The sequence below is a fragment of the Serratia sp. BNK-23 genome (assembly GCF_047456145.1).
Taxonomy (GTDB): Bacteria; Pseudomonadota; Gammaproteobacteria; order Enterobacterales; family Enterobacteriaceae; genus Serratia; species Serratia nematodiphila.
The window spans coordinates 3,294,579-3,318,089 of the sequence record NZ_CP179900.1; the positions used below are offsets into that span (position 1 = coordinate 3,294,579).

The following is a 23,511-nucleotide window of genomic DNA, read 5'->3' on the forward strand; positions in this document are numbered from 1 at the left end:
GCAGCATGATTATTCCGGCTTTGGATTTGATCGATGGCAACGTGGTGCGTTTGCATCAGGGCGATTACGGCCAACAGCGCGACTACGGCAACGATCCGCTGCTGCGCCTGCAGGACTATCAACAACAGGGCGCCCAGGTGCTGCACCTGGTCGACCTGACCGGCGCCAAGGATCCGGCCGCGCGCCAGATCCCGCTGCTGCGCAAGCTGTTGGCGGGAGTTAACGTACCGGTGCAGGTCGGCGGCGGCATCCGCAACGAACAAGACGTCAGCGCCCTGCTGGAGGCCGGCGCCACGCGCGTAGTGATCGGCTCCACCGCGGTGAAACAGCCGCAGTTGGTGCAAAGCTGGTTCGAACGCTATGGCGCCGACGCGCTGGTGCTGGCGTTGGATGTGCGCATCGACGCGCAGGGCGTGAAGCGCGTGGCCATCAGCGGCTGGCAAGAAGACTCCGACGCCACGCTTGAGCAGGTGGTGGAACAGTTCCTGCCCTACGGGCTCAAGCACGTGCTGTGCACCGATATTTCGCGCGACGGCACGCTGGCCGGTTCCAACGTGGCGCTGTATCAGGAAATCAGCCGCCGTTATCCGCAGGTGGCCTTCCAGGCCTCGGGCGGCATCGGCAATCTGGACGACATCGCCCAGCTGCGCGGCAGCGGCGTTGCCGGCGTGATCGTGGGGCGCGCCCTGCTGGAAGGTAAATTTAGCGTTGAGGAGGCGATCGCATGCTGGCAAAACGGATAATCCCGTGCCTGGATGTTAAAGACGGGCAAGTGGTGAAAGGCGTGCAGTTCCGCAACCACGAAATCATCGGCGACATCGTGCCGCTGGCGCAGCGCTATGCGCAAGAAGGCGCGGACGAGCTGGTATTTTACGATATCACCGCCTCGAGCGACGGCCGGGTGGTAGACAAAAGCTGGGTGTCGCGCGTGGCGGAGGTGATTGATATTCCGTTCTGCGTCGCCGGCGGCATTAAAAGCGCCGAGGACGCCAGCCAGATCCTGTCTTTCGGCGCCGACAAGATTTCGATCAACTCGCCGGCGCTGGCCGATCCCGATCTGATTAGCCGCCTGGCGGATCGCTTTGGCGTGCAGTGCATCGTGGTGGGTATCGATACCTGGTTCGACAGTGAAACCGGCAAGTATCACGTCAATCAATATACCGGCGACGAGAGCCGCACCCGCGTCACCCAGTGGGAAACCCTCGACTGGGTGCAGGAAGTGCAGCGCCGCGGCGCCGGTGAGATCGTGCTGAACATGATGAACCAGGACGGCGTGCGCAACGGTTACGATCTGCAGCAGCTGCGCCAGGTGCGCGAGGTCTGCAAAGTGCCGCTGATCGCCTCCGGCGGCGCGGGCACGATGGAGCACTTCCTGGAAGCGTTCCGCGATGCGGACGTCGACGGCGCGCTGGCGGCATCGGTGTTCCACAAACAAATCATCAATATCGGCGAACTGAAAAGGTTCCTGGTCGAACAAGGCGTGGAGATTCGCGTGTGCTGACAGAACAACAGAGAAACCAGCTGGACTGGGAGAAAACCGACGGCCTGATGCCGGCCATCGTGCAGCACGCCGTTTCCGGCGAAGTGCTGATGCTGGGTTACATGACGCCGGAAGCGCTGGCGACCACCGAGCAGAGCGGCAACGTCACCTTCTTCTCGCGCACCAAGCAACGCCTGTGGACCAAAGGCGAAAGTTCCGGCCACTTCCTCAAGGTGGTCAGCATCACGCCGGACTGCGATAACGACACGCTGTTGGTATTGGCCAACCCGATCGGCCCGACCTGCCACCTGGGCAACAGCAGCTGCTTCCATCCGGCCGCCAGCGACTGGACGTTCCTCTATCAGTTGGAACAGCTGTTGGCGGAGCGCAAGCACGCCAGCCCGGACAGCTCGTACACCGCCAGCCTGTACGCCAGCGGCACCAAGCGCATCGCGCAGAAAGTCGGGGAGGAAGGCGTGGAAACCGCGCTGGCCGCCACGGTCAACGATCGCGAAGAGCTGACCAACGAAGCTTCGGACCTGATCTATCACCTGCTGGTGCTGCTGCAGGACCAGGATCTGGATCTGAGCGCGGTGATCGGCCGGCTGCGCGAGCGGCATCAGAAAAAAGCATGACGTTAACTCGCACGCAATAAAAAAGCCGCCGGGCGTTAACCTCGGCGGCTTTTTTTATCGCTCAACGGGCGGGGTTATTCCATCCATTCGGTATGGAACACGCCTTCCTTGTCGGTGCGTTTGTAGGTGTGCGCGCCGAAGTAGTCGCGCTGCGCCTGGATCAGGTTCGCCGGCAGCACCGCTGAACGGTAGCTGTCGTAGTAGGCGATCGCGGCGGAGAAGGTTGGCGTAGGGATACCGTTCTGCACGGCGTAGGCCACTACGTCACGCAGCGCCTGCTGGTACTCGTCGGCGATTTGCTTGAAGTATGGCGCCAGCAGCAGGTTGGCGATATCGGCGTCCGCTGCGTAAGCGTCGGTGATCTTCTGCAGGAACTGGGCGCGGATGATACAGCCGGCACGGAAGATCTTGGCGATTTCGCCGTAGTGCAGATCCCAGTTGTTTTCTTTAGACGCGGCTTTCAGCTGAGAGAAGCCCTGCGCGTAGGACACGATTTTGCCCAGATACAGCGCGCGACGCACTTTCTCGATGAATTCAGCTTTGTCGCCAGTGAACGGCGCCACTTTCGGGCCGGTCAGCACTTTAGACGCGGCAACGCGCTGATCTTTCAGCGAGGACAGGTAGCGTGCGAATACCGATTCGGTGATCAGCGACAGCGGTTCGCCCAGATCCAGCGAGCTCTGGCTGGTCCATTTGCCGGTGCCTTTGTTGGCGGCTTCGTCCAGGATCACATCGACCAGGTATTTACCTTCTTCGTCTTTCTTGGTGAAGATGTCTTTGGTGATGTCGATCAGGTAGCTGTTCAGTTCACCCTTGTTCCACTCGGCGAAGGTTTCGGCCAGCTGCTCGTTGCTCAGATTCAACGCCTGTTTCAGCAGAGAATAGGCTTCGGCAATCAGTTGCATGTCGCCGTATTCGATGCCGTTGTGCACCATCTTCACATAGTGGCCGGCGCCGTCTGCGCCGATGTAGGTCACGCAAGGCTCGCCTTCCGCAACCGCAGCGATTTTCTCCAGGATTGGCGCCACCAGCTCGTAAGCTTCTTTCTGGCCGCCAGGCATGATGGAAGGCCCTTTCAGCGCGCCCTCTTCACCGCCGGAAACGCCGGTGCCGATGAAGTTGAAGCCCTGGTCGGACAGTTCGCGGTTACGACGGATGGTGTCCTGATAGTAGGTGTTGCCGCCGTCGATCAGGATATCGCCCTTGTCCAGGTGCGGAGTCAGCGAGGCAATGGTTTTATCCGTTGCTTCGCCCGCTTTCACCATCAGCAGGATGCGGCGCGGTTTTTCCAGTGATTCGACAAACTCTTCAACGGTGTAATACGGCGCCAGATTCTTGCCCGGGTTCTCAGCGATCACTTCGTCAGTTTTGTCGCCAGAACGGTTGAAAATGGAAACGGTGTAACCACGGCTCTCGATGTTCAGCGCGAGGTTGCGGCCCATTACCGCCATGCCGACAACGCCGATTTGTTGCTTGGACATTTAGGAACTCCTGTCTGAGGATGACCCTGCCGGCAACGTCGGCCAGCAGGTTTTGTGATGTGGCACACATGTTAACTCAGGATTGAGCCGGGTGGGTAGTGATTGGTGCGATAGGTCACATAACTCGTCTAAATTTTCAGTAACCTGCCAGACCATTCAATCGGGCTTATTATGCCTTCCCAGCAGGGATTCGTAGATTTTCGCGTATGCCTCGACCATTTGTTTGGAGGTGAACATCTCTTCGTAGCGTTCATACGCCTTATTACCGAATGTCTCCGCCAACTTGGGGTTCTCCCAAAGCTTATCCATTGCCTTTCTCAATGCCGAAGGATCCGATGGAGGGATCACCAGTCCCGTCTGATCATTGACGTTGATAAAGGTAGTTCCTGTCCCTATTTCACTTGAAATCATGGGTTTTCGGTACATGGCACCTTCCAGTAGCGAAATGCCAAACGCTTCCGAGCGTAAATGTGACGGAAATACAATACCATAGCTCAGCGTCAGTAGTGCCGATTTATCCTCATCCGGCAATGCGCCAAGAAAATGAACGTTTTTCAGTCCCAAGTTCTGAGCCTGCTCACGCAATTCACTTTCGATCGGCCCGGCCCCTACGATCACGATAGGATAGTTTGCACCGATAGCCGCCTCTAGCAGTATATGTAACCCTTTATAATAGCGTAACGTGCCAATAAATAAGAAAAATGGTTGGCCGAGCTGACGCTGCCATTTTTCCAAGCGGCTCGGCTCTGGCACCGGATATGTCTCTTTATCCAGACCTATCGGAATCACAGAGACTTTATTTTTGAACGTTTCCAATACGTCACTGGTGGCCACATAGTTCGGTGATGTTGCTACGATGCAATCTATTTTACGCAAGAACAGGTGCATCAGTGGCTTATATAACCTAAGAAGGTTTTTTTGCCTGATAATATCAGAGTGATAACTAACTACTGTCGGCTTATTCACTCCCGAGAGGAAGTGTACAAGATCCATGTATGGCCATGGGAAATGATAGTGGATGATATCCGCTTGCTCGCTGAGCTCTTTAAATTTCTTTATGACACGAAATGAAAATGGGTTAGATGCAATGCTGAAATCTTGTCTGACTTTATGAGCTGTATGCTGTGAAATAGTTTCGCAACTATCCTTATCTGCAGGCGTTACGGACAAAACATCCGTCGATATCCCCTTCTCTACCCCACCTTCAGCGAGTTGGTATATCACTTGCTCAATGCCGCCAAATGAGTCAGGATAATAGGTTTTATAAAAATGGAGTACTTTAATCATTATTAGTCAATTTTTGATAAACGTTTAAAGTTTGGCTAGTGCAATTTTTCCAGGAAAACGTTGCTGCATGTGACAAACCTAATGCAATTGCATCCTTTCTCCACGCTTCATCTGTCAGCCCTCTGATAATAAGCTGCGTTAATAAGCTGACATCCTCAGGAGAGTGAGTTAATGCCGCATCACCTGCGATTTCCGGCAAAGATGAACTGTTGGAACAAATCACCGGAGTTCCCGAGCTCATCGCTTCCAATACCGGAAGCCCAAAGCCTTCATAGTGTGATGGGAAAACAAACAGCCTGGCTGCAGAGTACAATAATGGCAATTCTTCTGCAGCCGCAAATCCCAGATACTTAAGCCATCCCTCACGCTGTCCTCGCTCTATTTCCTGCATAATGTCATCATTGCGCCATCCCTTATAGCCGGAGAGGACTAATGGATAACGGGCACGCAATCCGTCAGGCAGTTTTCTATAAGCATGAATAAGGGAAAGAATATTCTTCCTCGGCTCAATGGTACCAACGAATAAGGTGAAGGCTTTATAGCTTAAATCAAATTTTTTTAAAACTCCAGATACGTGTTCTACCTGACGAGGGTAAAAATCAGGCGAGCTTGCCAGATGAACCGTGTGGATTTTCTCAATTGGATAATCGAAATATTCATGAATCTCTTTACGAATATAGTTCGAGACCGTGATGAGACCATTCGCCCTCGATAATGCTTTCATCATTTCTTTCTTGGTATAACGATTCCTTTTAGGATCGAAACAGTGCTCCCATTTAAAAGGAGAAAGATCATGAAACGTTGCCACTGCAGGGCCGTCAAAAGGAGGGAGGAAATAATTAGGTCCATGAAAAAGGCAACGTTCGTAGCCACGCAGCGCCTTCTTTTTTAGTTGTGGCATAAGCAATCTGTAGGTCTCAATAGCCAATGAATTGCTCTGCACAATTTTTTTCAACCAGTGACTACTATCAGATGTATTTTTTGCCGTAGGTATGTTAGATAAAAAACGGGTACCGGAGAAAAAATTTAGTTCTTCAATTTCGTTGTGGCTTTGCAAGCCTTTTGCCAACTCATAGGTATAACGCCCTATGCCAGTCAACGGGAACTTGATAGGCTCAACGGAAAGAATTATTTTCATCTAAAGTCACATTCCATAGAATATCTATGCTTTCAACATAGTAGATTCAATGCAGTAGTAGAAATCACACCTACTGCATTGAATAAGGCTATAGCTAGAGGAGGTTATTTGAAATGTTTTGCTCTTAACAAGCCCGCACACATGTTTTCTAGCCGTCTGGCAACGGCATGATAATCATGCTGCTCGCACCACGCATCAGCACGTCGTTGCGTTTCAACTGCACTCGAAGAGTTTTTAACAATCTCAGAAATAATATCTGCAATACCTTCAGCAACATCCACTACGGAGGTTCCCTTCAATTTGAAGACAGCGTCACCAAGATCATCAAAAATAGCGAGCGGCGTCACTGCCACAGGTTTATGCGTCGCCATGCCGTAGCGAACGGCACCACTGGCCGATTCGCCGGTATTTTGATACGCGAAAACCAGCAGATCGGCGTCAGAGAGCAGACGTAAGCTTTCTTTATCATCAAGAAAATCGTTATGCATCTCAACCAGATCTTCAACCTTCAAATTAGCCGCAGTCTCTTTAAGCTCACGAACCAAAGCGGTGGATTCACTGACGGGGTATTCCGCATTGACCAACCTTAGTCGAATAGGGTTCCCCGCTTTTTTCAAATAGGCCACGGCTTCGATAAGTTCCTTCAACCCTTTATGCGGCAGGCAAAAACCATAGCTGGCAACCAAAGGCGGCAGATTACGATGAGCAGTCGATGCCAGAGCGGGATAGTTAATCACGCCATGTGGGAACAGAGTGACATTATTGACTAGTCCAAGCAACTTCAGGCGGTTGATATCAGCAATAGAATGAACCAGCAAACGGTCACACATTTTCAACGCGTCAGTCATTTCTGATAAACGGAAATTCCAATACGGCTCTTTTTCGATCGGATCAACCGTCGAATGCATGGCCATAACGATAACCCGTCCCGCCTGGTGATGCCTTTTGATAAAGGCAGATAACTCGCGGTGGTTAAAGAATCCATAGTTAAACTGGATGACCAAGGTATTCAGATTCAGGGTTTCAATTTGAGTATCTAAAGCATCAAGGTAGTTGTCTTCTTTTCCAACAACCCAACTCCTCAGAACGTTACCTTCGTCCGCATGTACCAGATCATTTGCTGTCGGTGCAAAAATCACAATTTGGTCGCTGGGCATGTCAGCTACCAAATGTTGGGAATAGGTGGCGATGCCGCATTTGGTATTCCACGTCGAGAGCCAGCCAATCCGGGGTTCCACTTGAGCGACGTCAAAATGCTTACGCAATTCGCCTACCGCAGCCTTTGATCGCTGCGCAACCGAGCTCCAGGTAAACTGACTAAGTATCAGTTCACGCCCTTTTGCTGCCATTGCCGATAGTTGCTTTTTGTCAGTCGCCGCCGCCTGCGCCATCGCCTCGGCCAGTTTATCAATATCGGCATGCACCCATGATGAAGAAAACAGGCCAAAATGGGTCTTCGCGCGTTCAAAACGATAATCAACCAGCCATGAATTTTCCTGCGTGCAAAAATCAAGCTGCCCGCTCCAACCAGTGGTGATAGCGGGTAAACCGCTCAACATCGCCTCCGCAATCGGCAAACCAAATCCTTCAGCACAGCTTGCCGCCACCAAGACATCACACTGTTCATAGAGCGCTTTCAGCTCTTGTTCCGGCATATCCTGCTCGATAATAATGACATGGGGATAATTGACGTGCCGCTTCTGAGCTTGCGTAAGCCATGCCTGAATTTCATTGTGCGGGTTAGGGAAAGTTTTGATGACCAGAGAAACATCATCCTCTCCGGTAAAAGCGGCGCCATAGGCCGCCAGCATCGCCTGAACCCCCTTCCGCGGGAAGCACGAAGAAACATGCAGGAATTTGAATGCTTTGGCGTTCAGTTGCGGAGGATTGGCTGACTGAATCCGCTCCCAGTGCTCGCAACCATTCCCGACATTAAAAACGGGAACTTTAGTACCATTATCAATCAATACTTTGCGCACATGTTCTGAAGTGCAAAGGATCGCATCCAATTCACGGTTGAAATTATTGATCCAACCTTGTGGAAAGCCACTTTCTTCCCATGCATAGCAATGCAAAAGCTTCACATCCGCAGCCATGTTGCTGACACGTGGCGGATAGATATTGCGGCTCAATACATTAACCTGCTGCTCACTCCGCTGCTGCAAACGCGAATGGAATGCCTTCAAATCCGCATTACTTTCATCACTTAGGAAGGTTTCATTTGGAGCAAAGTCGCCAGGCCCTTCCGTTGAATGCAGCAGAACGTCAACATTGTCGCGACTGAGTGCTCGCGCGAATTCTCGATTTACCAAAGCCAGGCTATAGGAGCTGTCAAAAGGTCCTTCAACGCGCCAAGAGAGAGACTCTAGCGCAATGCCTTGCAACTCGAGTCTTTTGGCATTTCTATCCATCGCCTCAGCGGTTGACCGCAGATCGTTATCCGAAGGCTCTTCACGACATTTGATCGAGGAAACGGCGGAGATCAATTGCGATGACGTTACCGATTCAAACTCCACATCTCCAGCCTCAGCAACTAACCGCTCAAAACGAGACAAGGCGATAGTTCCCGCCTTATCCCACGAAAACTTGGCGGATTGCTCCAAAGCGTGTTTCTTTAATTGAGCGAGGAAAACGTCATCGCTTAAAGCTTGTTGAAGCTTGTCGCTTATTGACTCAACAGAATAGGGATCAAACAGCGCATCGGCATAACCGATCACTTCCGGGATACTGGTGACGTTAGAACCGATTGTCGCCGCACCGCACGTCATGGCCTCCAGAATCGGTAATCCAAAGCCTTCATGCAACGAAGCAAAGACAAACAACTTGGCCAACTGATAAAACACGACCAGATCCTGTTCCGATACATATCCAGTCAGAACCATCTCGTCATCACGCAGTTGTTGATTACGCGCGATGGAATGCAGATAACTGCGATCGCTGTCCGATAGCTTACTAACGATAACCAGTTGATTTTTTTCACGCAATTCAGGCGTTAATTTGCTGTAAGCCTCAATCAACCTCTTGAAGTTTTTACGGGAGTCAAAACCGCCAGGAGCATAAAGTACGACATCACGGGTAATGCCATATTTCTCTTTTAATTCAGAAAAATTATTAGCGGAAATCTCGCTGATATCAAAATGTTCTTCGGTCGCCGCCGAAATCGTGCACACTTTGCTTTCGGGAATATCCAACCACTCAATCACCTCCGAAGAAGTATAGTCCGAGTTGGTCAGCAGCAGATCCGCGTTCTTTAACCAATTGATTTTCTTTAAATAATAATCTTTATAAACGTCATCTTGCAGGTAAACATCCGCTTGTACCAAAGGGATTAGATCGTGATGCAACACCGCCACTTTAGTTTTTGGCGTTAATTTAGCGATCGACGTCACCGCATTATCTACATGCCCTTCGAACAAACTGGTTATAAAAACGACATCAGGTTTAAGATTATGTAAGAAGGCTTCACGCACATATTCTGCACACTCACTGCGCCAAGCATTGTTTCTATCCATCGCTCTGACAGGGCCAGGCGCATACCAGATAACGATATTTTCGGCCGGCACTAAGCGAGCAAATTGCGCTTTAAGTTCAGCGATGGTTTCGGGAAACAGCGCAGACAAAGCAATAAAAATTTCGTGTTGACTGTTATTACGGATGATTGCCTTTGCAATCGAAAGAGTATAACGGCCAATACCCCGAAAACGGCTTTCCGTTTGTGCTCCTTGCAGGTCAATAACAATACGCATTATGAATCCCCGTGTTTCTTATTATTTATTCTCTTTAGCTGCTCATATATATCGATAGCTCTGCTCGTCATATTTTCCTTATACACAACATGACGTTCATTCACCATAAGATCGGCGTGATAGTCAGGTGCGGAAATTAAAACCCGTCTGAAAACAGATTGCAGAAATCGGTAAGCACCCAGCTTTCTAGCGCTGGAAAGAATGAATGCTTTGAATTTAGGATGTTCATGGAATAAAGCCAGAGCCGTATTTATTCCCTTTCTCAAAACCTTTTTGGCTGCTTTGCGAGCTCGAGTTTTAACGCCTTGCTCACGTACCGCTTTAAATTGATATGAAACCCAACGCAATGGGGAGGTCACACGCCAGGAATTGCTGGTATGCGCATCAAAAAGCTGTTGTTGCAGACTCTGATTGTTAGCATGCACGTCAATGAGCTGCTGCTGTAGGCTTTGATTATTAGCATGTACAGCCATCAGCTCTTGATGTGACTTGTCCAATTGGTGCTGAAAACGCTCCAATTGGTTACTCACTTCGTGGAACTTCACTGTCTGCGCACGTAACGCCGTGTTCATTCGCTTAAACTCGTTATTCAAGCGTAGGTCATAGCGATCGCTTAAGCCGTCGAGAGTAACCCCATATTCTTTATCAAAATAGGCGTCCAACTCACCGACAATCGATGCCTCACCCTCTTTTTGGGCAATCATGCTATAGTCTGGGCTGACACCTTTCAACACATCGACCAAATATACCGATGTCTCTTCGTCTCTCAGTGCCGCTTTTTCCTGCAAACGCAGTATTTTAGTTCTCAGAAAACCGTAATAGTTCGGAATGAATTCGAGCAACGCTGGAGGCAGCGGATGGTTGTGCGTCGGATCCATATAAAAAGAACAGGTTCCAACGCTTACATTTTCGGGGTTTGGCGTCTCCAGAATCAGCAAACCACCGGGTTTAAGCACCCGCAACGCCTCTTTCACCAAAGACTGTAAAAACTCGAAGGGCAGATGTTCTGCGATATGAAAACCGGTGATGGCCAGTAGACTGCCGTCCTCCTGCTGCTGGAGGAAATCCAGGCAGTCCATTTTCTTCACGTTCAGCCCAACCTGCAAAGCACGTTCGAGCATACCATCATCGAGATCAACCCCCATGGCAGGAATAGCATTATCTCGTAAGATCTCGAGCCATTCTCCACGCCCACAGCCAACATCGACAACTTCAGCTGAAGGGTAAATTTTTGCCAACGCCATAATAAAAGGAAGATATACAGATAAGCGTTGTTTGATATCTTGCACGCTCCCCCGATGTTTTTCCTCAAAAACGCGATAAAAATTACCACTCATTCAAAAATCTCCAACTTAGGGGGCAACCAAGCTACTCCAATAAAATCTTTCTCGTTTGAATTAACAACGTTGAAAACAACCGCCAGATCGCGCCATTCGTAATTTTTTCCAACATGAGTTCCTGCCGTATGTAACGCTACGGCAACCGAGTAAGACCCAACCCCCAAATTGGCAGAGAACGCAAATGAAAAGGTTCTCGATTCATTCTCTTTCAAATCGAATAATGGCTGTTTCAGATGATGAGTATTGGTACCAAAAACCGGCTGTCCCAATCGGTCTTTAATCAAATATCCCACGACAAGTTCAGGAACAGCCTCATTGACATGCACCTTCACCTGAAGGTTGACAGGTTGCCCTACCGCTACCACCTCAATACTTTCACCTTCGGTACTAAGAAGACTAATATCGGTAATAGTTGCCTCGCCTGAGCCAGAGAGCGTCTGCAATTTTCCATTATTTTCAACCTGACGAATCGACACATTTTGCTTATCAGCGAGTAGGGCATTATAGTAATCCATTACTGCTTCAGGCTCACCCTCCATTTCTACTCTGCCTTTGTTAAGCAAAATAGCTCTATCACATATGCTTTGGATCGCTTGTTTGTCATGTGACACGAGCAAGAGGGTGGTTCCTAGCTTGCGAAACTCACGTATCCGCTCGAAACTCTTATGCTGAAAATAAGCGTCACCAACAGATAAGGCCTCATCAACAATCAAAATATCCGGGCGAATCGCTGTTGCAACGCTAAATGCCAATCGAACTTGCATACCGCTTGAGTAAACACGAACCGGTTGATCGATATAATCACCGATCTCAGCGAACGCCTCGATTTCCGGCATAAGTTCCGTAATTTTTTCGACGGACATACCCAGCAGCTGCCCTGACATATAAACGTTTTGGCGCCCGGTAAAATCCGAGTGAAAGCCCATGCCGAGCTCCAATAATGCCGCAACTCGACCGTCGAGAGCAATTTCGCCGCAGGTTGGTTTCGCTGTGCCAGTAATCAATTTCAGTAATGTACTTTTACCGGCACCGTTAATACCAATAATGCCTAACGCCTCACCAGGCTCAACATGAAAACTGATGTTCTGCAGGATCCATTTTAGTTTATGTTTGACGGTGTTAAATGGCGAAATCCACTCAAGCAGACGCCCTGTCTTAGAGGCATACTGTTTGTATGCCTTGCCAACATTATGTACTTTTATGTAACTCATTATAACTCGTCCACCATATCTGCAGCGTGTTTCCTGAACAATCTCATACCAAACGCACAGAAAATTATGGCCAGAACCAATACTGGCCATAATGAGTACCAGTTAGGTTGCTGTTGGTATGCAAATATTGACTGGTATGCTTGCATAACTCGGGCCATTGGGTTGTACATCAGCGATGTTCTGGCCCATTCAGGCAGCGAATTTAATACATAAACGATGGGTGTGAACCAGAACCAGAATTGCAATAATACGCCAACAAACTGCCCAACGTCCCGGAAGAAAACGTTCATCACGCCCAATGTCATACCCAGACCGACGGTGAACAGAACTTGCAGAGCCAAAACGGGTAAGACGGAGAAGAATAAAACCCCGGGAAAGTTTCCGGTAAAAACAAGAAAAATTAAAAACAGGCTAAATATAATGGCGAAGTTTAAAATCGCAGACGCGGTCACAATGACCGGTAAGCAAATTTTTGGGAAGCTGAGCTTTTTTATTAAGTTAGCATTAGTAATGAAGACACTTTGGCTTTTATCAAGAATTTCAGTAAATAATCCCCACGTCAGCACCCCAGAGCAAAGATAAATACTATAGGCAAAAGGGCCTGAATTATCAGGCATCCGTGCCTTCATCACTTCTGAGAATACCAGTGTATATACCAAAATCATCGCTAACGGCTGCAATACCAGCCATAAAGCTCCCAACATGCTGGTTTGGTAACGGGACTGAAAGTCCCGCTTAATACTGCTCCAAATAAAACCCCGGTAACCATAGATGGCTAATAACATTTCTTTCATCGTTATTCTCCGCCTAAGAGCGCCAGAATCTCTTTAGTTTTTTTCTGCATCAATTCAACATCCCCTTTTGACTCAACATTCAAACGTACAACAGGTTCAGTATTCGATGTCCGCAGATTAAAACGCCATTCATTGAATTCAAGGCTGATACCATCTGTCATGTCAAAAGCCACGGCATCATCTTTGTAAACGCCTAAAACACGCTCAATGGCAGCTTTAGCATCAGGCAATTTGCGATTAATCTCACCAGATGCTGGATACGCTTCCATACGATCCTTCACTAGCTGACTCAACACACTGCCTTTAACTGAAAGTAAACCCGCTACCAATAACCATGGAATCATACCGCTGTCACAATAAGCGAAATCACGGAAGTAATGGTGCGCACTCATCTCGCCACCATAGATAGCATCTTCTTTGCGCATGCGCTCCTTGATAAAGGCATGCCCCGTTTTGGACATAACAGGGATGCCACCAGCTTGGGTAACGATATCGATGGTATTCCATGACAGACGAGGATCATGAATAATCTTGGAGCCAGGGTTGGCTTGCAGGAAAGCTTCTGCCAATAGGCCAACGATATAGTAGCCCTCGATGAAAGCGCCCTTCTCATCAAACAGGAAACAACGATCGAAATCACCGTCAAAAGCAATTCCCATATCCGCCTGATGCTCAAGCACGGCTTTTGCTGTGTCATCCCGACATTCAGGTAATAACGGGTTAGGGATACCGTTAGGGAAATTCCCATCAGGTTGATGATGAACCTTTACAAAGGTAACGGGAATATTTTCTTGCTGGAAACGTCGCTCTATTTCGTCGATAACATGGCCTGCAGCACCATTTCCAGAGTTAATGACCAATTTCATTGGCTTCAATGCTGTTGCATCAATATACTTCAGCAAATGATCTACATAATCGGTGAGAATGGATATTTGTTGATAACTACCACGTTTATCCTTCACTACCGCAGGAAACGTATTTTCTTCCGCTAATTTTTTAATCGCAAATAAACCGGTATCACCACTAATCGGCTGAGCATTTGCCTTAACCAGTTTCATACCATTATAATTCATTGGATTGTGGCTAGCAGTAACTTCAATGCCACCATCCATATTCAAATGGAAAGTGGCAAAATAGACTTCTTCAGTGCCACTCATACCAATGTCATATACGTCAACACCAGCATCCTGCAATCCGTTGGCGAGAGCCACTTTAAGAGACTCGCTGGTCAGCCGTACATCGCCACCTACGATAACGCGCTGAGGTTTCAGGTATTCGCCATAAGCTCGGCCGATACGATAGGCAATATCCTCATTCAGCTCTTCACCTAGTTGACCACGGATATCATACGCTTTAAAACAAGTTAAGGCACTCATTAAAACCTCAAAAATTAGCAACGACCGTAATGATCTTTAATACGGATAATGTCATCATCACCTAAATAAGAGCCTGACTGAATCTCAATCAGCTCCAAAGGAATATTTCCGGGATTTTCTAAACGGTGGACAACCCCAATTGGAATGAATGTCGACTGATTTTCGGTAAGTAAGAACGTTTTATCCCCCGTTGTTACTTTAGCCGTACCAGAAAGAACCACCCAGTGTTCCGTGCGGTGATGGTGCATTTGCAGAGAAAATGCTTCCCCGGGATTAACGGTGATACGATTGACATTAAAACGCTTTTCAGCAACCAAAATATCGCAAATACCCCATGGTCGATAAACCTCGCGGTGTCTTCGATATTCACTCCGCTTATGTTTTTTCAGATACTCAACAACTTTTTTAACGTCCTGAACTTTCGACTTATCAACCACGAGAACGGCATCTTTAGTGTTAACAATAACCAGATTATCTACGCCAACAGCCGCAACTAATTTTTCATCAGTATTGATATAGCAATCACGGGTATTATGCAGGAAAGTGTCGCCGGTCAATGCATTACCAGCCCCATCTTTCTGGCTGACTTCCCATAATGCAGACCATGAGCCGACATCACTCCAACCGGCATCCAGCGGGATCATGACCGCATCTTGTGTTTTTTCCATTACCGCATAATCGACCGACTCGTCTGGGCAACTCGCAAAGGCGTCGCGATTGACATTGATAAAGTTTTTGTCACATTCGGTATCATCCAGCGAGCGGCGACAGGCAGCCAGGATATCGGGACGGAATGCCTCCAGTTCCTCTAGGTAACGCTTGGCACGGAACATGAACATACCACTGTTCCAAAAATATTCACCGGAGTCGACATAGGCCTGAGCGGTTGCGAGATCAGGTTTCTCAACAAAACGTTTTACGTTAGCGGCCACCGCTTTATCATCGCAGCACTCTCCACGCTGGATGTAACCATAACCAGTTTCTGGACCTGTCGGCACAATACCAAACGTAACCAGGCTTTTTTCCGCTGCGTAAGGCAATGCTGCTTCGATCGCCTGGTGGAAAACATTAACATCCTTGATGATATGGTCTGCTGCCAATACCAGCATGATAGGATCGTTACCTGCTGCGGTAGCATTCAATGCAGCCAAAGCAATCGCTGGCGCAGTATTTCTGCCAATGGGCTCCAGGATAATGTTGTGTGACAACATATCAATTTGACGCAGCTGTTCAGCCACCATAAAACGGTGGTCTTCGTTGCAGATTACAACAGGCTCACCGATCTCCACGCCATCGAGTCGTTTCAACGTTTCCTGAAGCATTGAATTTACGCTGTGCAAGCGCAAAAACTGCTTAGGGTGGAGTTCTCGTGACATCGGCCATAAACGGCTACCAGTACCGCCTGCCATAATTACAGGTAATAACATTTTTTGTCCTTATGACGCTAAAAATATATAAAGCTTTAAATACAATATGTTAAGTTAGGTCACACCAATACATAACGTTCAATTATCGCGCTTACTGTTGCCTTATGCAGTGCTTAGATGAAGGCCAAACAGCAACGAAGGGCATTTCGCTGGCAGTGATAATACAGGAGATTACTCAACCTCTCACGGTGACGAAGGCCTGCAAAAATCACGCTACCGCCCTTGGCTCAACAGCTACCAACCGACTGATCTTGCTTTTGAATTTTATCCATGGCCAAAACTCGCCACACTGTTGTACCTCGCATATGGCACGAAAAGCCATACTCGTGTCCCCCCTTGTCAGGTATAGGGGACGGATATAATAAATATTTTTGCTGCGTATGCTACCACCTTAGCCATCAAAACACCTGTAGATTATCCGCTTTTTCAGGCTTATCTGAGATGAACGCTCACTCAGCGCCCGAAAAGGGCTTAACCCGTGTAACAATCGCGATCGCATTGTTAAATACGTTATAATATTTAAAGAATGTGTATCCTGGTGGGATGCATGATTGCGATCGCAAACCGCAATCATGATCTAACAAAGAGAGGGAGCTTATCTGTAAGGTATTACTTTTGGTAACCTTGTGGATTAGTGCGCTGCCAATTCCAAGTATCGCGCATCATATCATCAATGCCTCGGCTGACTTTCCATCCCAGCTCCTGATAAGCCAGATCGGCATTGGCCCAGAAAGCAGGCAGGTCGCCATCGCGACGTGGCAAGATCTGATAAGGGATCGTTACGCCTGACGCTTTCTCAAACGCCTGAACCATCGCCAGCACCGAATGCCCTACGCCAGCCCCAAGGTTGTAGGCCTTAAATCCATTGATCTTTGGCAGATGATCCATCGCCTTCAGGTGGCCTTCGGCCAGATCCATGACATGGATGTAATCGCGTTCTCCCGTTCCATCGTTTGTCGGATAATCCCCACCGAAAATACCCAGTTTCTCCAGCTTGCCGATAGCCACTTGTGAGATGTACGGCAGCAGGTTATTGGGAATGCCATTGGGATCTTCACCAATCAAACCGGACTCGTGAGCACCTACCGGATTAAAATAACGCAAGGCGATAATCGAGAACTGAGGCTCTGCTTTAGCGAAATCTTGCAGGATCTGCTCCACCATCAACTTTGATGTTCCATAAGGGCTGGTTGTCCCGCCGATCGGTGTCGTCTCTACATAAGGTACCGGCGAATTGGCACCATAGACAGTGGCAGAAGAGCTAAAGATAAAGTCGTGCACGCCGGCACGACGCATAGCATCCAACAACACCAGCGTGCCGGTAACGTTATTCTGATAATACTCCAGCGGCTTGCGCGTTGACTCCCCTACCGCCTTAAGACCGGCGAAATGGATCACGGCAGTGATCTCATGAGCGCCAAAGATGCGCTGCAGGCATTCGGCATCCTGAACGTCTCCCTGATGGAACTCTGCGGCTTTCCCCGACAGTTTCTCCACCCGCTGCAATGACTCCGCAGATGAGTTGGACAAATTATCCAACACCACGACGTCCTCGCCACGCTCCAGGAGCGATAGCACGGTGTGCGATCCGATGTAACCAGCACCACCGGTAACTAAAATTGCCATATCCCCCCCTTATACTTCGCAACATTCTTGATTCGACAAAAACGCCCTCATCGATACCGGGCGCATCATACAACCTTCTGGGCGTACCATGAAGAGAGAGCGGTAAAACCGCTCTCATCCTAGACTATTCAATGTATTAAGCGTTAAATTTGTGCACCGAGCAACGCCAAAATCTCGTCGGTCTTCGCTTGCATCAGCGCAACATCGGCTCGCGATTCGACATTAAGACGCACCACAGGTTCCGTATTGGAGGAACGCAGGTTGAAACGCCAGTTTGCGAACGACATGCTGATGCCATCGGTATAGTCTACCTCATTCGCTTGAGCCAAATAGTATTGCTTGACGCTTTCAATGGACACGGCCGGCTGTGCCAGTTTGATATTGATCTCACCGGAAGACGGGTAGGCGGCAATGCGATCCTGTACCAGTTGCCCCAAAGTTTGTCCTTTCACACTGACCAGTTCGGCAACCAACAGCCACGGGATCATGCCGCTGTCACAATAAGCAAAATCACGGAAATAGTGGTGGGCGCTCATCTCACCGCCATAAATGGCGTCTTCCGCACGCATGCGTTCCTTAATGAAAGCATGGCCGGTTTTCGACATCACGGGCACGCCACCCGCATCGGTGACCACATCGACGGTATTCCAACTCAGACGCGGATCGTGGATGATCTTCGCTCCCGGCTGTTTCTGCAGGAAGGCTTCCGCCAGCAAGCCGACGATGTAATAACCCTCAATGAAATCGCCTTTTTCATCGAACAGGAAGCAGCGATCGAAATCGCCGTCGAACGCGATCCCCATATCAGCGCCATGCTCACGCACCGCATCGGCGGTATCCGCGCGACATTCAGGCAGCAAAGGGTTGGGAATACCGTTAGGGAAAGCCCCGTCCGGCTGGTGATGCACCTTGATAAACTCCAACGGCACGCCCCGCGCCTTGAGTTGCGCCTCGATGGCATCAATCACATGCCCTGCCGCACCGTTGCCCGAGTTGAGCACCAGCTTCAACGGCTTGAAGTTTTTCACGTCGACGTAAGACAGTATGTGCTCTACATAAGCCCCCAATACGTCCTGGCGGACATAGCTACCGCGCGTTGCTGCCGGCGCCTGAAAGTGATTTTTCTCCGCCAGTTCTTGAATCGCTCGTAGCCCGGTATCGCCGCTGATTGGGCGAGAGCCTTCGCGCACTAACTTCATGCCGTTGTAATCGATAGGATTATGGCTGGCGGTCACTTCCACGCCACCATCGGCTTTTAAATAGGTTGTGGCGAAATAGATTTCTTCGGTACCGGTTAAACCGATGTCTATCACATCAGTGCCTGAATCCTGTAACCCTTTCGCCAGCGCCAGTTTCAGGCTTTCACTGGTCAACCGCACATCGCAGCCCAACACGATCCGTTTGGGCTTCAAAAACTCGCCATAGGCACGTCCAATACGATACGCGATGTCCTCATTCAGCTCTTCACCCAGCTTTCCCCGGATGTCATAAGCTTTAAAACACGTCAATTTTTGCATTACCAAACCTGTTAAATTCTGCCATAGCGATCTTGCAAACGCTCAATATCATCTTCTTCCAGATAGCGCCCCGACCTGACCTCGATCATTTCTAAATCGATTTTTCCCGGGTTTTCTAGCGTATGGACACTGCCCGCAGGAATGAAGGTAGACTGATTTTCCGACAAGAAGAACTCTTGATCATCAACGTTAACTCTTGCTGTCCCACTCACAACGATCCAATGTTCGGCACGGTGGAGATGGCGTTGCACCGACAATCCCTCCCCTGGCCGCACAATGATTTTCTTCACCTGGAAGTGCGTGCCGCTGTCGATGTCGCAAATCTTGCCCCAGGGCCGGTAGGCGGTGGAATGTTGGCGAAAGTGATGAAGATTGCGCTTTTTAAGCTCATCAACCACTTTCTTTACATCCTGTACTTTATCCTTGTGAGCGATCAGCAAGGCGTCAGTGGTGTTGACCACGATAAGATTTTCCAACCCAATGGTTGCCACCAACGCAGACTCCGACGAAATGTAATTGTCACTGGAGTCGATCGAAATAACGTCACCCACGTTGACATTGCCCAACGGATCTTTTTCGGAAACGTTCCACAGTGAAGACCAGGAGCCGACGTCGCTCCAGCCGGCATCAATGGGAATCACTACGGCATCACGCGTTTTTTCCATCACCGCATAGTCGATGGAATCACTTGGACAGTGTTTGAAGATGTCTTGCTCAACCCGGATAAAATTCATGTCGCGTTGGCTCTTACCCACAGACTGCTGGGTTGTGCTAAAGATGTCGGGACTGAACTGCCGCAATTCCTGTAAGAACTTGGCGGTCTTAAACATGAACATACCGCTGTTCCAACTATAATCTCCGCTGGCGAGGTATTCGATCGCTTTCTCCAAACGTGGTTTTTCCACGAATGAATCAACCTTGAAACAATCATTGGACAGGTGACTGCCGCGTTTGATGTAGCCGTACCCGGTTTCCGGATGTTCCGGAATAATGCCAAACGTGACCAGATGGTTATTGCCTGCAAACGAGATAGCCGTCTGGATCGCCGCGTGAAAATTATCGACCTTCGTGATCAGATGATCTGCAGCCAGCACCAAGAGCATGCTGTCTTCGTCTTCTTCCGCTGCCAGATGAGCGGCTAACGCCACTGCCGGCGCGGTATTGCGCCCTACGGGCTCTAAAATGATATTGGTCGCTAATTGTCCGATTTCACGCAATTGCTCGGCAACCAAAAAACGATGTTCCTCATTGCAAATGACCAAAGGAGCGGCAATTTCAATACCGCCCAGCCCCGACAAGCGCTGTAACGTCTGTTGCAGCAGGCTCATCCCACTGTCATCAATAGAAAGAAACTGTTTAGGGAACGATTCTCGCGACATCGGCCACAGACGGCTCCCAGTACCGCCGGCCATAACCACAGGGATTAGTTTGGACATTATCTACCCTTTACTCAGTCATCGTTCTTATAAGGACGACGCCACTCATCAGCAGCATCATTCTAAAATTCGTACGATCGTCGACCAATCGCTACATTTTGCTAAAGTATAAATTCCCCTAACCTACCGCCCTTTGCCAGGAATTATGTTCAGAAATAAACCCGACGAGTAAAAACACAGGAGGAACAACCTGCCGATAACATAACGTATTAACAAAAAAAGAGCAGCATAGCGCTGCTCTTTCAGATTAATGCTCATAGTGAATATGTTGCTAGCGACTGCGGGCAAAATACTGCGCGACCCGCATAACATCTTTTTCATCCAACGTACCGGAGTCGCTCAGCAAGGTGATCCATGATTTGATGTAGGCGTACTTGGCGGAAGCCAGATCGCGCTGGGCGCTATAGAGCTGCTGTTCGGCGTTGAGCACATCGACGTTGACACGTTGCCCGGCCAGCACGCTCTGCCGAGTCGCCGTCACCTGTGTAGTAGCCGATTGCACCGCCAACTCATAGGCCGCCACCTTGGCGCGGCTGCTGATGCACAAATTGTATTGCTTGCGCAGATCGTTGAGCGTGGTGCCCGTCTGTGCATCCATTTCATACATCGCCTGGCCATAGCGCGCCGCCGCCTGCCGGGTCGACGCCGAAACGCCGCCGCCGGAATAAATAGGCATGCTGACCTGCACGCCGATGCTGTCGGTACGGTATTTCTGGTTAACCGTATTATCGCTGCTGGAATCGTTTTCCGAATGCGAAGCATACAGCTGAACCTGCGGCATAAAGCCCGCACGATTCCTTTCGACATCATACTTGGCGGCATCCACGCCATGACGCGACGCGGCCAGCACCGGGTTGTTCTCCAGCGCGATCTTCTGCCAATCTTCGAACTTGGACGGGATCAGCGGTGCCACCTTGAACTTGCCCGGCCGCAAAACCTGCAATTCATCCAGTTGGTTCAGCGGCATGCCGATAATCACTTCCAGCTCGCGCTGTGCAGCGTCCAGCGCGTCGCGCGCTTCAATTACCTGCGCTTCGGCCAGGCTGTAGCGCGCCTGGGTTTCCGATACGTCGGTAATGGTGCCTTCACCCGCGCTCATCAGGCGATCGTTCAAGGTCAGCTGTTCCTTGTAAGCCGCCTTTTGCGCTTCGGCCAACGCGATTTGATCCTTGGAATAGGCGACTTCAACATAGGCGTTAATCACCCTAACAGCGAGATCCAGCAACTTGCCGCGATAGCGCTCGTCCGACATCATCGTCTGTGCCACGCCGGCTTTGTAGCGGGCGTACGCTTCATAGTCGAATAGCGGCTGCGTCAGCGTGATCGAACTGGAATGGCTGCGATACTGTTGTCGCTTGGTTGCCTCTCCAAGGCTATTTCCAAAAATGTCACTCGCCGGGTACTTCTGCGTTTGCCAGTTGCGCGGCGAATTCTGGTAGTTCAGCGATACCTTCGGCAGCAGCCCCGCCCTGCCGATGTTTTCGTTCTCATCTCCCGCTTCTTTCTCTTTTATAGCCGCCCGGTAGGTCGGGTCCTTTTCTAATGCCAGCGAATATGCGTCTAAAATCCCTATCGAATAAACCGGCGCAGATATCGCAAACAAAAGGGTGCCGATAACCAGACCGGCAGCCTGTCGTTTTGATTGAATCAAAATTATTCCTCGGTTAATGAAGTATGAGCGCGATCCAAAATAGGTTTAAACAGATAACTCAGCAGCGAGCGTGAGCCCGTTTTCACGAACACCTCGACCGGCATCCCCGGCTTGATGTCCTCGCCACTGAGCATCTTCATGCCCTCCGGCGAGACCGTGACCTGCATCTGGTAGTAAGGTTCTCCATTGGCTTTGTCGACCAAGCGGTCGGCGGAAACCAGCGTGACCGTCCCCGGAATTTTCGGGGTTTTGTTTTGGTTGAAGGCGGTAAACATCAGATCCACCGGCAACCCGTTGTACACCTTGTCGATCAAATCGACTTTCAGGCGAGAATCCACCACCAGCGTCGCCTGGCTGGGTACAACGTCCATCAGGTGGTCCCCCGCTCCCACGACGCCCCCCTGAGTGAAAATATTCAATCCGACCACGGTGCCATCCACCGGAGAGGTGATGGCGGTGTTGCCCAGATCGAAGTCGGCCATTTGCAGCTTGTTGCGGAACTCGCTGGCGTCCATTTGGGTTTGCGCCAGTTGCGTCCTGACCTCGCGCTGATAGTCGGCGAAGCGCTGATCGATACGCTGCTGAGATTCCTGCAGCTGCTTTTGCAATTGACCAATCCGCCCGATGGTTTCATCGATGCTGCTGTTCACCTCAGCGAACTGGCGCTGGACTTCCAGATAACGGTTGCGCGGCAAATAACCGTCCGCCGCCAGTTGCTTCATGCTGTTCATCTGCTCACGCAGGCTGGAAAGTTGGATCTGCTTGTTGGCGCGCGAATCCTGCAAGCCTTTCAACTGGAAGCGGATCCCATCCATCGACTGCTTATAACCGTCAATTTCACTTTGCAGCCCCTGGCGGCGAGAGGCGAACAGCTGCGTTTGCAACGCGATGATTTCGGCCACGCGCGGCTGATCCTTAACCTGGGTGAAAACAGGGGAAAAAGTGACCTTGCTCAGACCATCGCGTTCAGCCAGTAAACGCCCTTCGGTGGCCAGCGTGGTGTAGTACTGATCGCGCAGCGAATCAACCTGAGCCTGTGCCTGCACCTGGCTCAATTGCACCAGAACCTCACCGGCTTTCACCTTGTCGCCGTCTTTCACCGCGATATTCTTGATGATGCCGCTAGCCGGGGCCTGCACCGTTTTGCGGTTGCCGGAAACGGTTACCGATCCCGGAGATGCCACCCCTTTATCCAGAGGGGCGAACGCTGCCCAGACCAAAAATCCGAACAGACCAATTCCCACTACCAGCCAGCCCATCCGGGTAAACCGCCGTTCGTCCTGCGGGATCTCTTCAATATACGAGTCTTGCGGCTCGCCAATATGCGTCGACATACCAACTCCTTTAAACTGCGGATGGCAATAAA

At 49.9% G+C, this 23,511-nt stretch carries 17 protein-coding genes; 3 read left to right on the forward strand and 14 right to left on the reverse strand.

All coding sequences use genetic code 11. From position 1 onward, the window contains the following. Positions 1–5: 5 nt before the first annotated feature. The 3 genes from hisA to hisIE are packed head-to-tail and all read left to right on the forward strand — an operon-like array spanning position 6 to position 2,115. On the forward strand, positions 6–743 hold the full coding sequence (hisA, locus tag ACMGF9_RS15695; RefSeq protein WP_033650627.1) for a 1-(5-phosphoribosyl)-5-[(5-phosphoribosylamino)methylideneamino]imidazole-4-carboxamide isomerase: 738 nt from the start codon (positions 6–8) through the stop codon (positions 741–743). Further along, positions 725–1,501, forward strand: coding sequence for an imidazole glycerol phosphate synthase subunit HisF (gene hisF, locus ACMGF9_RS15700; protein WP_015377252.1), 777 nt, complete (start codon positions 725–727; stop codon positions 1,499–1,501). The genes hisA and hisF overlap by 19 nt, the downstream gene beginning before the upstream one ends. Then, entirely contained in the window at positions 1,495–2,115 is a 621-nt protein-coding gene (hisIE, locus tag ACMGF9_RS15705) for a bifunctional phosphoribosyl-AMP cyclohydrolase/phosphoribosyl-ATP diphosphatase HisIE (RefSeq protein ID WP_015377251.1), read from the forward strand. Before hisF ends, hisIE begins: the two co-directional genes overlap by 7 nt. A gap of 74 nt (positions 2,116–2,189) precedes the next feature. On the opposite strand, the gene gndA is transcribed toward hisIE, so the two are convergent. The 14 genes from gndA to ACMGF9_RS15775 all read right to left on the reverse strand — a co-directional run bounded on the left by gndA (position 2,190) and on the right by ACMGF9_RS15775 (position 23,479). Further along, positions 2,190–3,596: an NADP-dependent phosphogluconate dehydrogenase gene (gene gndA, locus ACMGF9_RS15710; RefSeq protein ID WP_015377250.1), complete on the reverse strand. Its 1,407-nt coding sequence runs from the start codon at positions 3,594–3,596 to the stop codon at positions 2,190–2,192. 156 nt (positions 3,597–3,752) lie between these two features. Beyond that, positions 3,753–4,883 (reverse strand): glycosyltransferase family 4 protein, encoded by a 1,131-nt coding sequence (locus ACMGF9_RS15715; protein WP_021504313.1) that lies wholly within the window; start codon positions 4,881–4,883, stop codon positions 3,753–3,755. Then, a complete protein-coding gene (locus ACMGF9_RS15720) occupies positions 4,876–6,021 on the reverse strand; it encodes a glycosyltransferase family 4 protein (RefSeq protein WP_071826104.1) in 1,146 nt (381 codons plus the stop codon). Before ACMGF9_RS15720 ends, ACMGF9_RS15715 begins: the two co-directional genes overlap by 8 nt. A gap of 104 nt (positions 6,022–6,125) precedes the next feature. Next, entirely contained in the window at positions 6,126–9,767 is a 3,642-nt protein-coding gene (locus ACMGF9_RS15725; RefSeq protein ID WP_015377247.1) for a glycosyltransferase, read from the reverse strand. Beyond that, on the reverse strand, positions 9,767–11,104 hold the full coding sequence (locus tag ACMGF9_RS15730; RefSeq protein WP_021504311.1) for a class I SAM-dependent methyltransferase: 1,338 nt from the start codon (positions 11,102–11,104) through the stop codon (positions 9,767–9,769). Before ACMGF9_RS15730 ends, ACMGF9_RS15725 begins: the two co-directional genes overlap by 1 nt. Beyond that, positions 11,101–12,318 (reverse strand): ABC transporter ATP-binding protein, encoded by a 1,218-nt coding sequence (locus ACMGF9_RS15735; protein ID WP_015377245.1) that lies wholly within the window; start codon positions 12,316–12,318, stop codon positions 11,101–11,103. The genes ACMGF9_RS15730 and ACMGF9_RS15735 overlap by 4 nt, the downstream gene beginning before the upstream one ends. After that, a complete protein-coding gene (locus ACMGF9_RS15740; protein WP_033633692.1) occupies positions 12,318–13,103 on the reverse strand; it encodes an ABC transporter permease in 786 nt (261 codons plus the stop codon). Before ACMGF9_RS15740 ends, ACMGF9_RS15735 begins: the two co-directional genes overlap by 1 nt. An 11-nt stretch (positions 13,104–13,114) precedes the next feature. Beyond that, positions 13,115–14,488 carry a phosphomannomutase CpsG gene (cpsG, locus tag ACMGF9_RS15745; protein ID WP_025302181.1) on the reverse strand — a complete coding sequence of 458 codons (1,374 nt, stop codon included), beginning with the start codon at positions 14,486–14,488 and terminating at the stop codon, positions 13,115–13,117. Positions 14,489–14,502: 14 nt separating this feature from the next. Further along, complete coding sequence (locus tag ACMGF9_RS15750) at positions 14,503–15,915, reverse strand: mannose-1-phosphate guanylyltransferase/mannose-6-phosphate isomerase (protein ID WP_015377242.1); 1,413 nt, start codon at positions 15,913–15,915, stop codon at positions 14,503–14,505. 609 nt (positions 15,916–16,524) lie between these two features. Beyond that, entirely contained in the window at positions 16,525–17,541 is a 1,017-nt protein-coding gene (gene galE / locus ACMGF9_RS15755; protein WP_015377241.1) for a UDP-glucose 4-epimerase GalE, read from the reverse strand. Between the two features lie 143 nt (positions 17,542–17,684). Then, entirely contained in the window at positions 17,685–19,058 is a 1,374-nt protein-coding gene (cpsG, locus tag ACMGF9_RS15760) for a phosphomannomutase CpsG (protein ID WP_118892271.1), read from the reverse strand. An 11-nt stretch (positions 19,059–19,069) separates the two neighbouring features. Next, complete coding sequence (locus ACMGF9_RS15765) at positions 19,070–20,494, reverse strand: mannose-1-phosphate guanylyltransferase/mannose-6-phosphate isomerase (protein ID WP_015377239.1); 1,425 nt, start codon at positions 20,492–20,494, stop codon at positions 19,070–19,072. Positions 20,495–20,765: 271 nt separating this feature from the next. After that, complete coding sequence (locus ACMGF9_RS15770; RefSeq protein WP_015377238.1) at positions 20,766–22,145, reverse strand: TolC family outer membrane protein; 1,380 nt, start codon at positions 22,143–22,145, stop codon at positions 20,766–20,768. Positions 22,146–22,147: 2 nt separating this feature from the next. Next, positions 22,148–23,479, reverse strand: coding sequence for an HlyD family type I secretion periplasmic adaptor subunit (locus ACMGF9_RS15775; RefSeq protein WP_015377237.1), 1,332 nt, complete (start codon positions 23,477–23,479; stop codon positions 22,148–22,150). Positions 23,480–23,511: the final 32 nt, after the last annotated feature.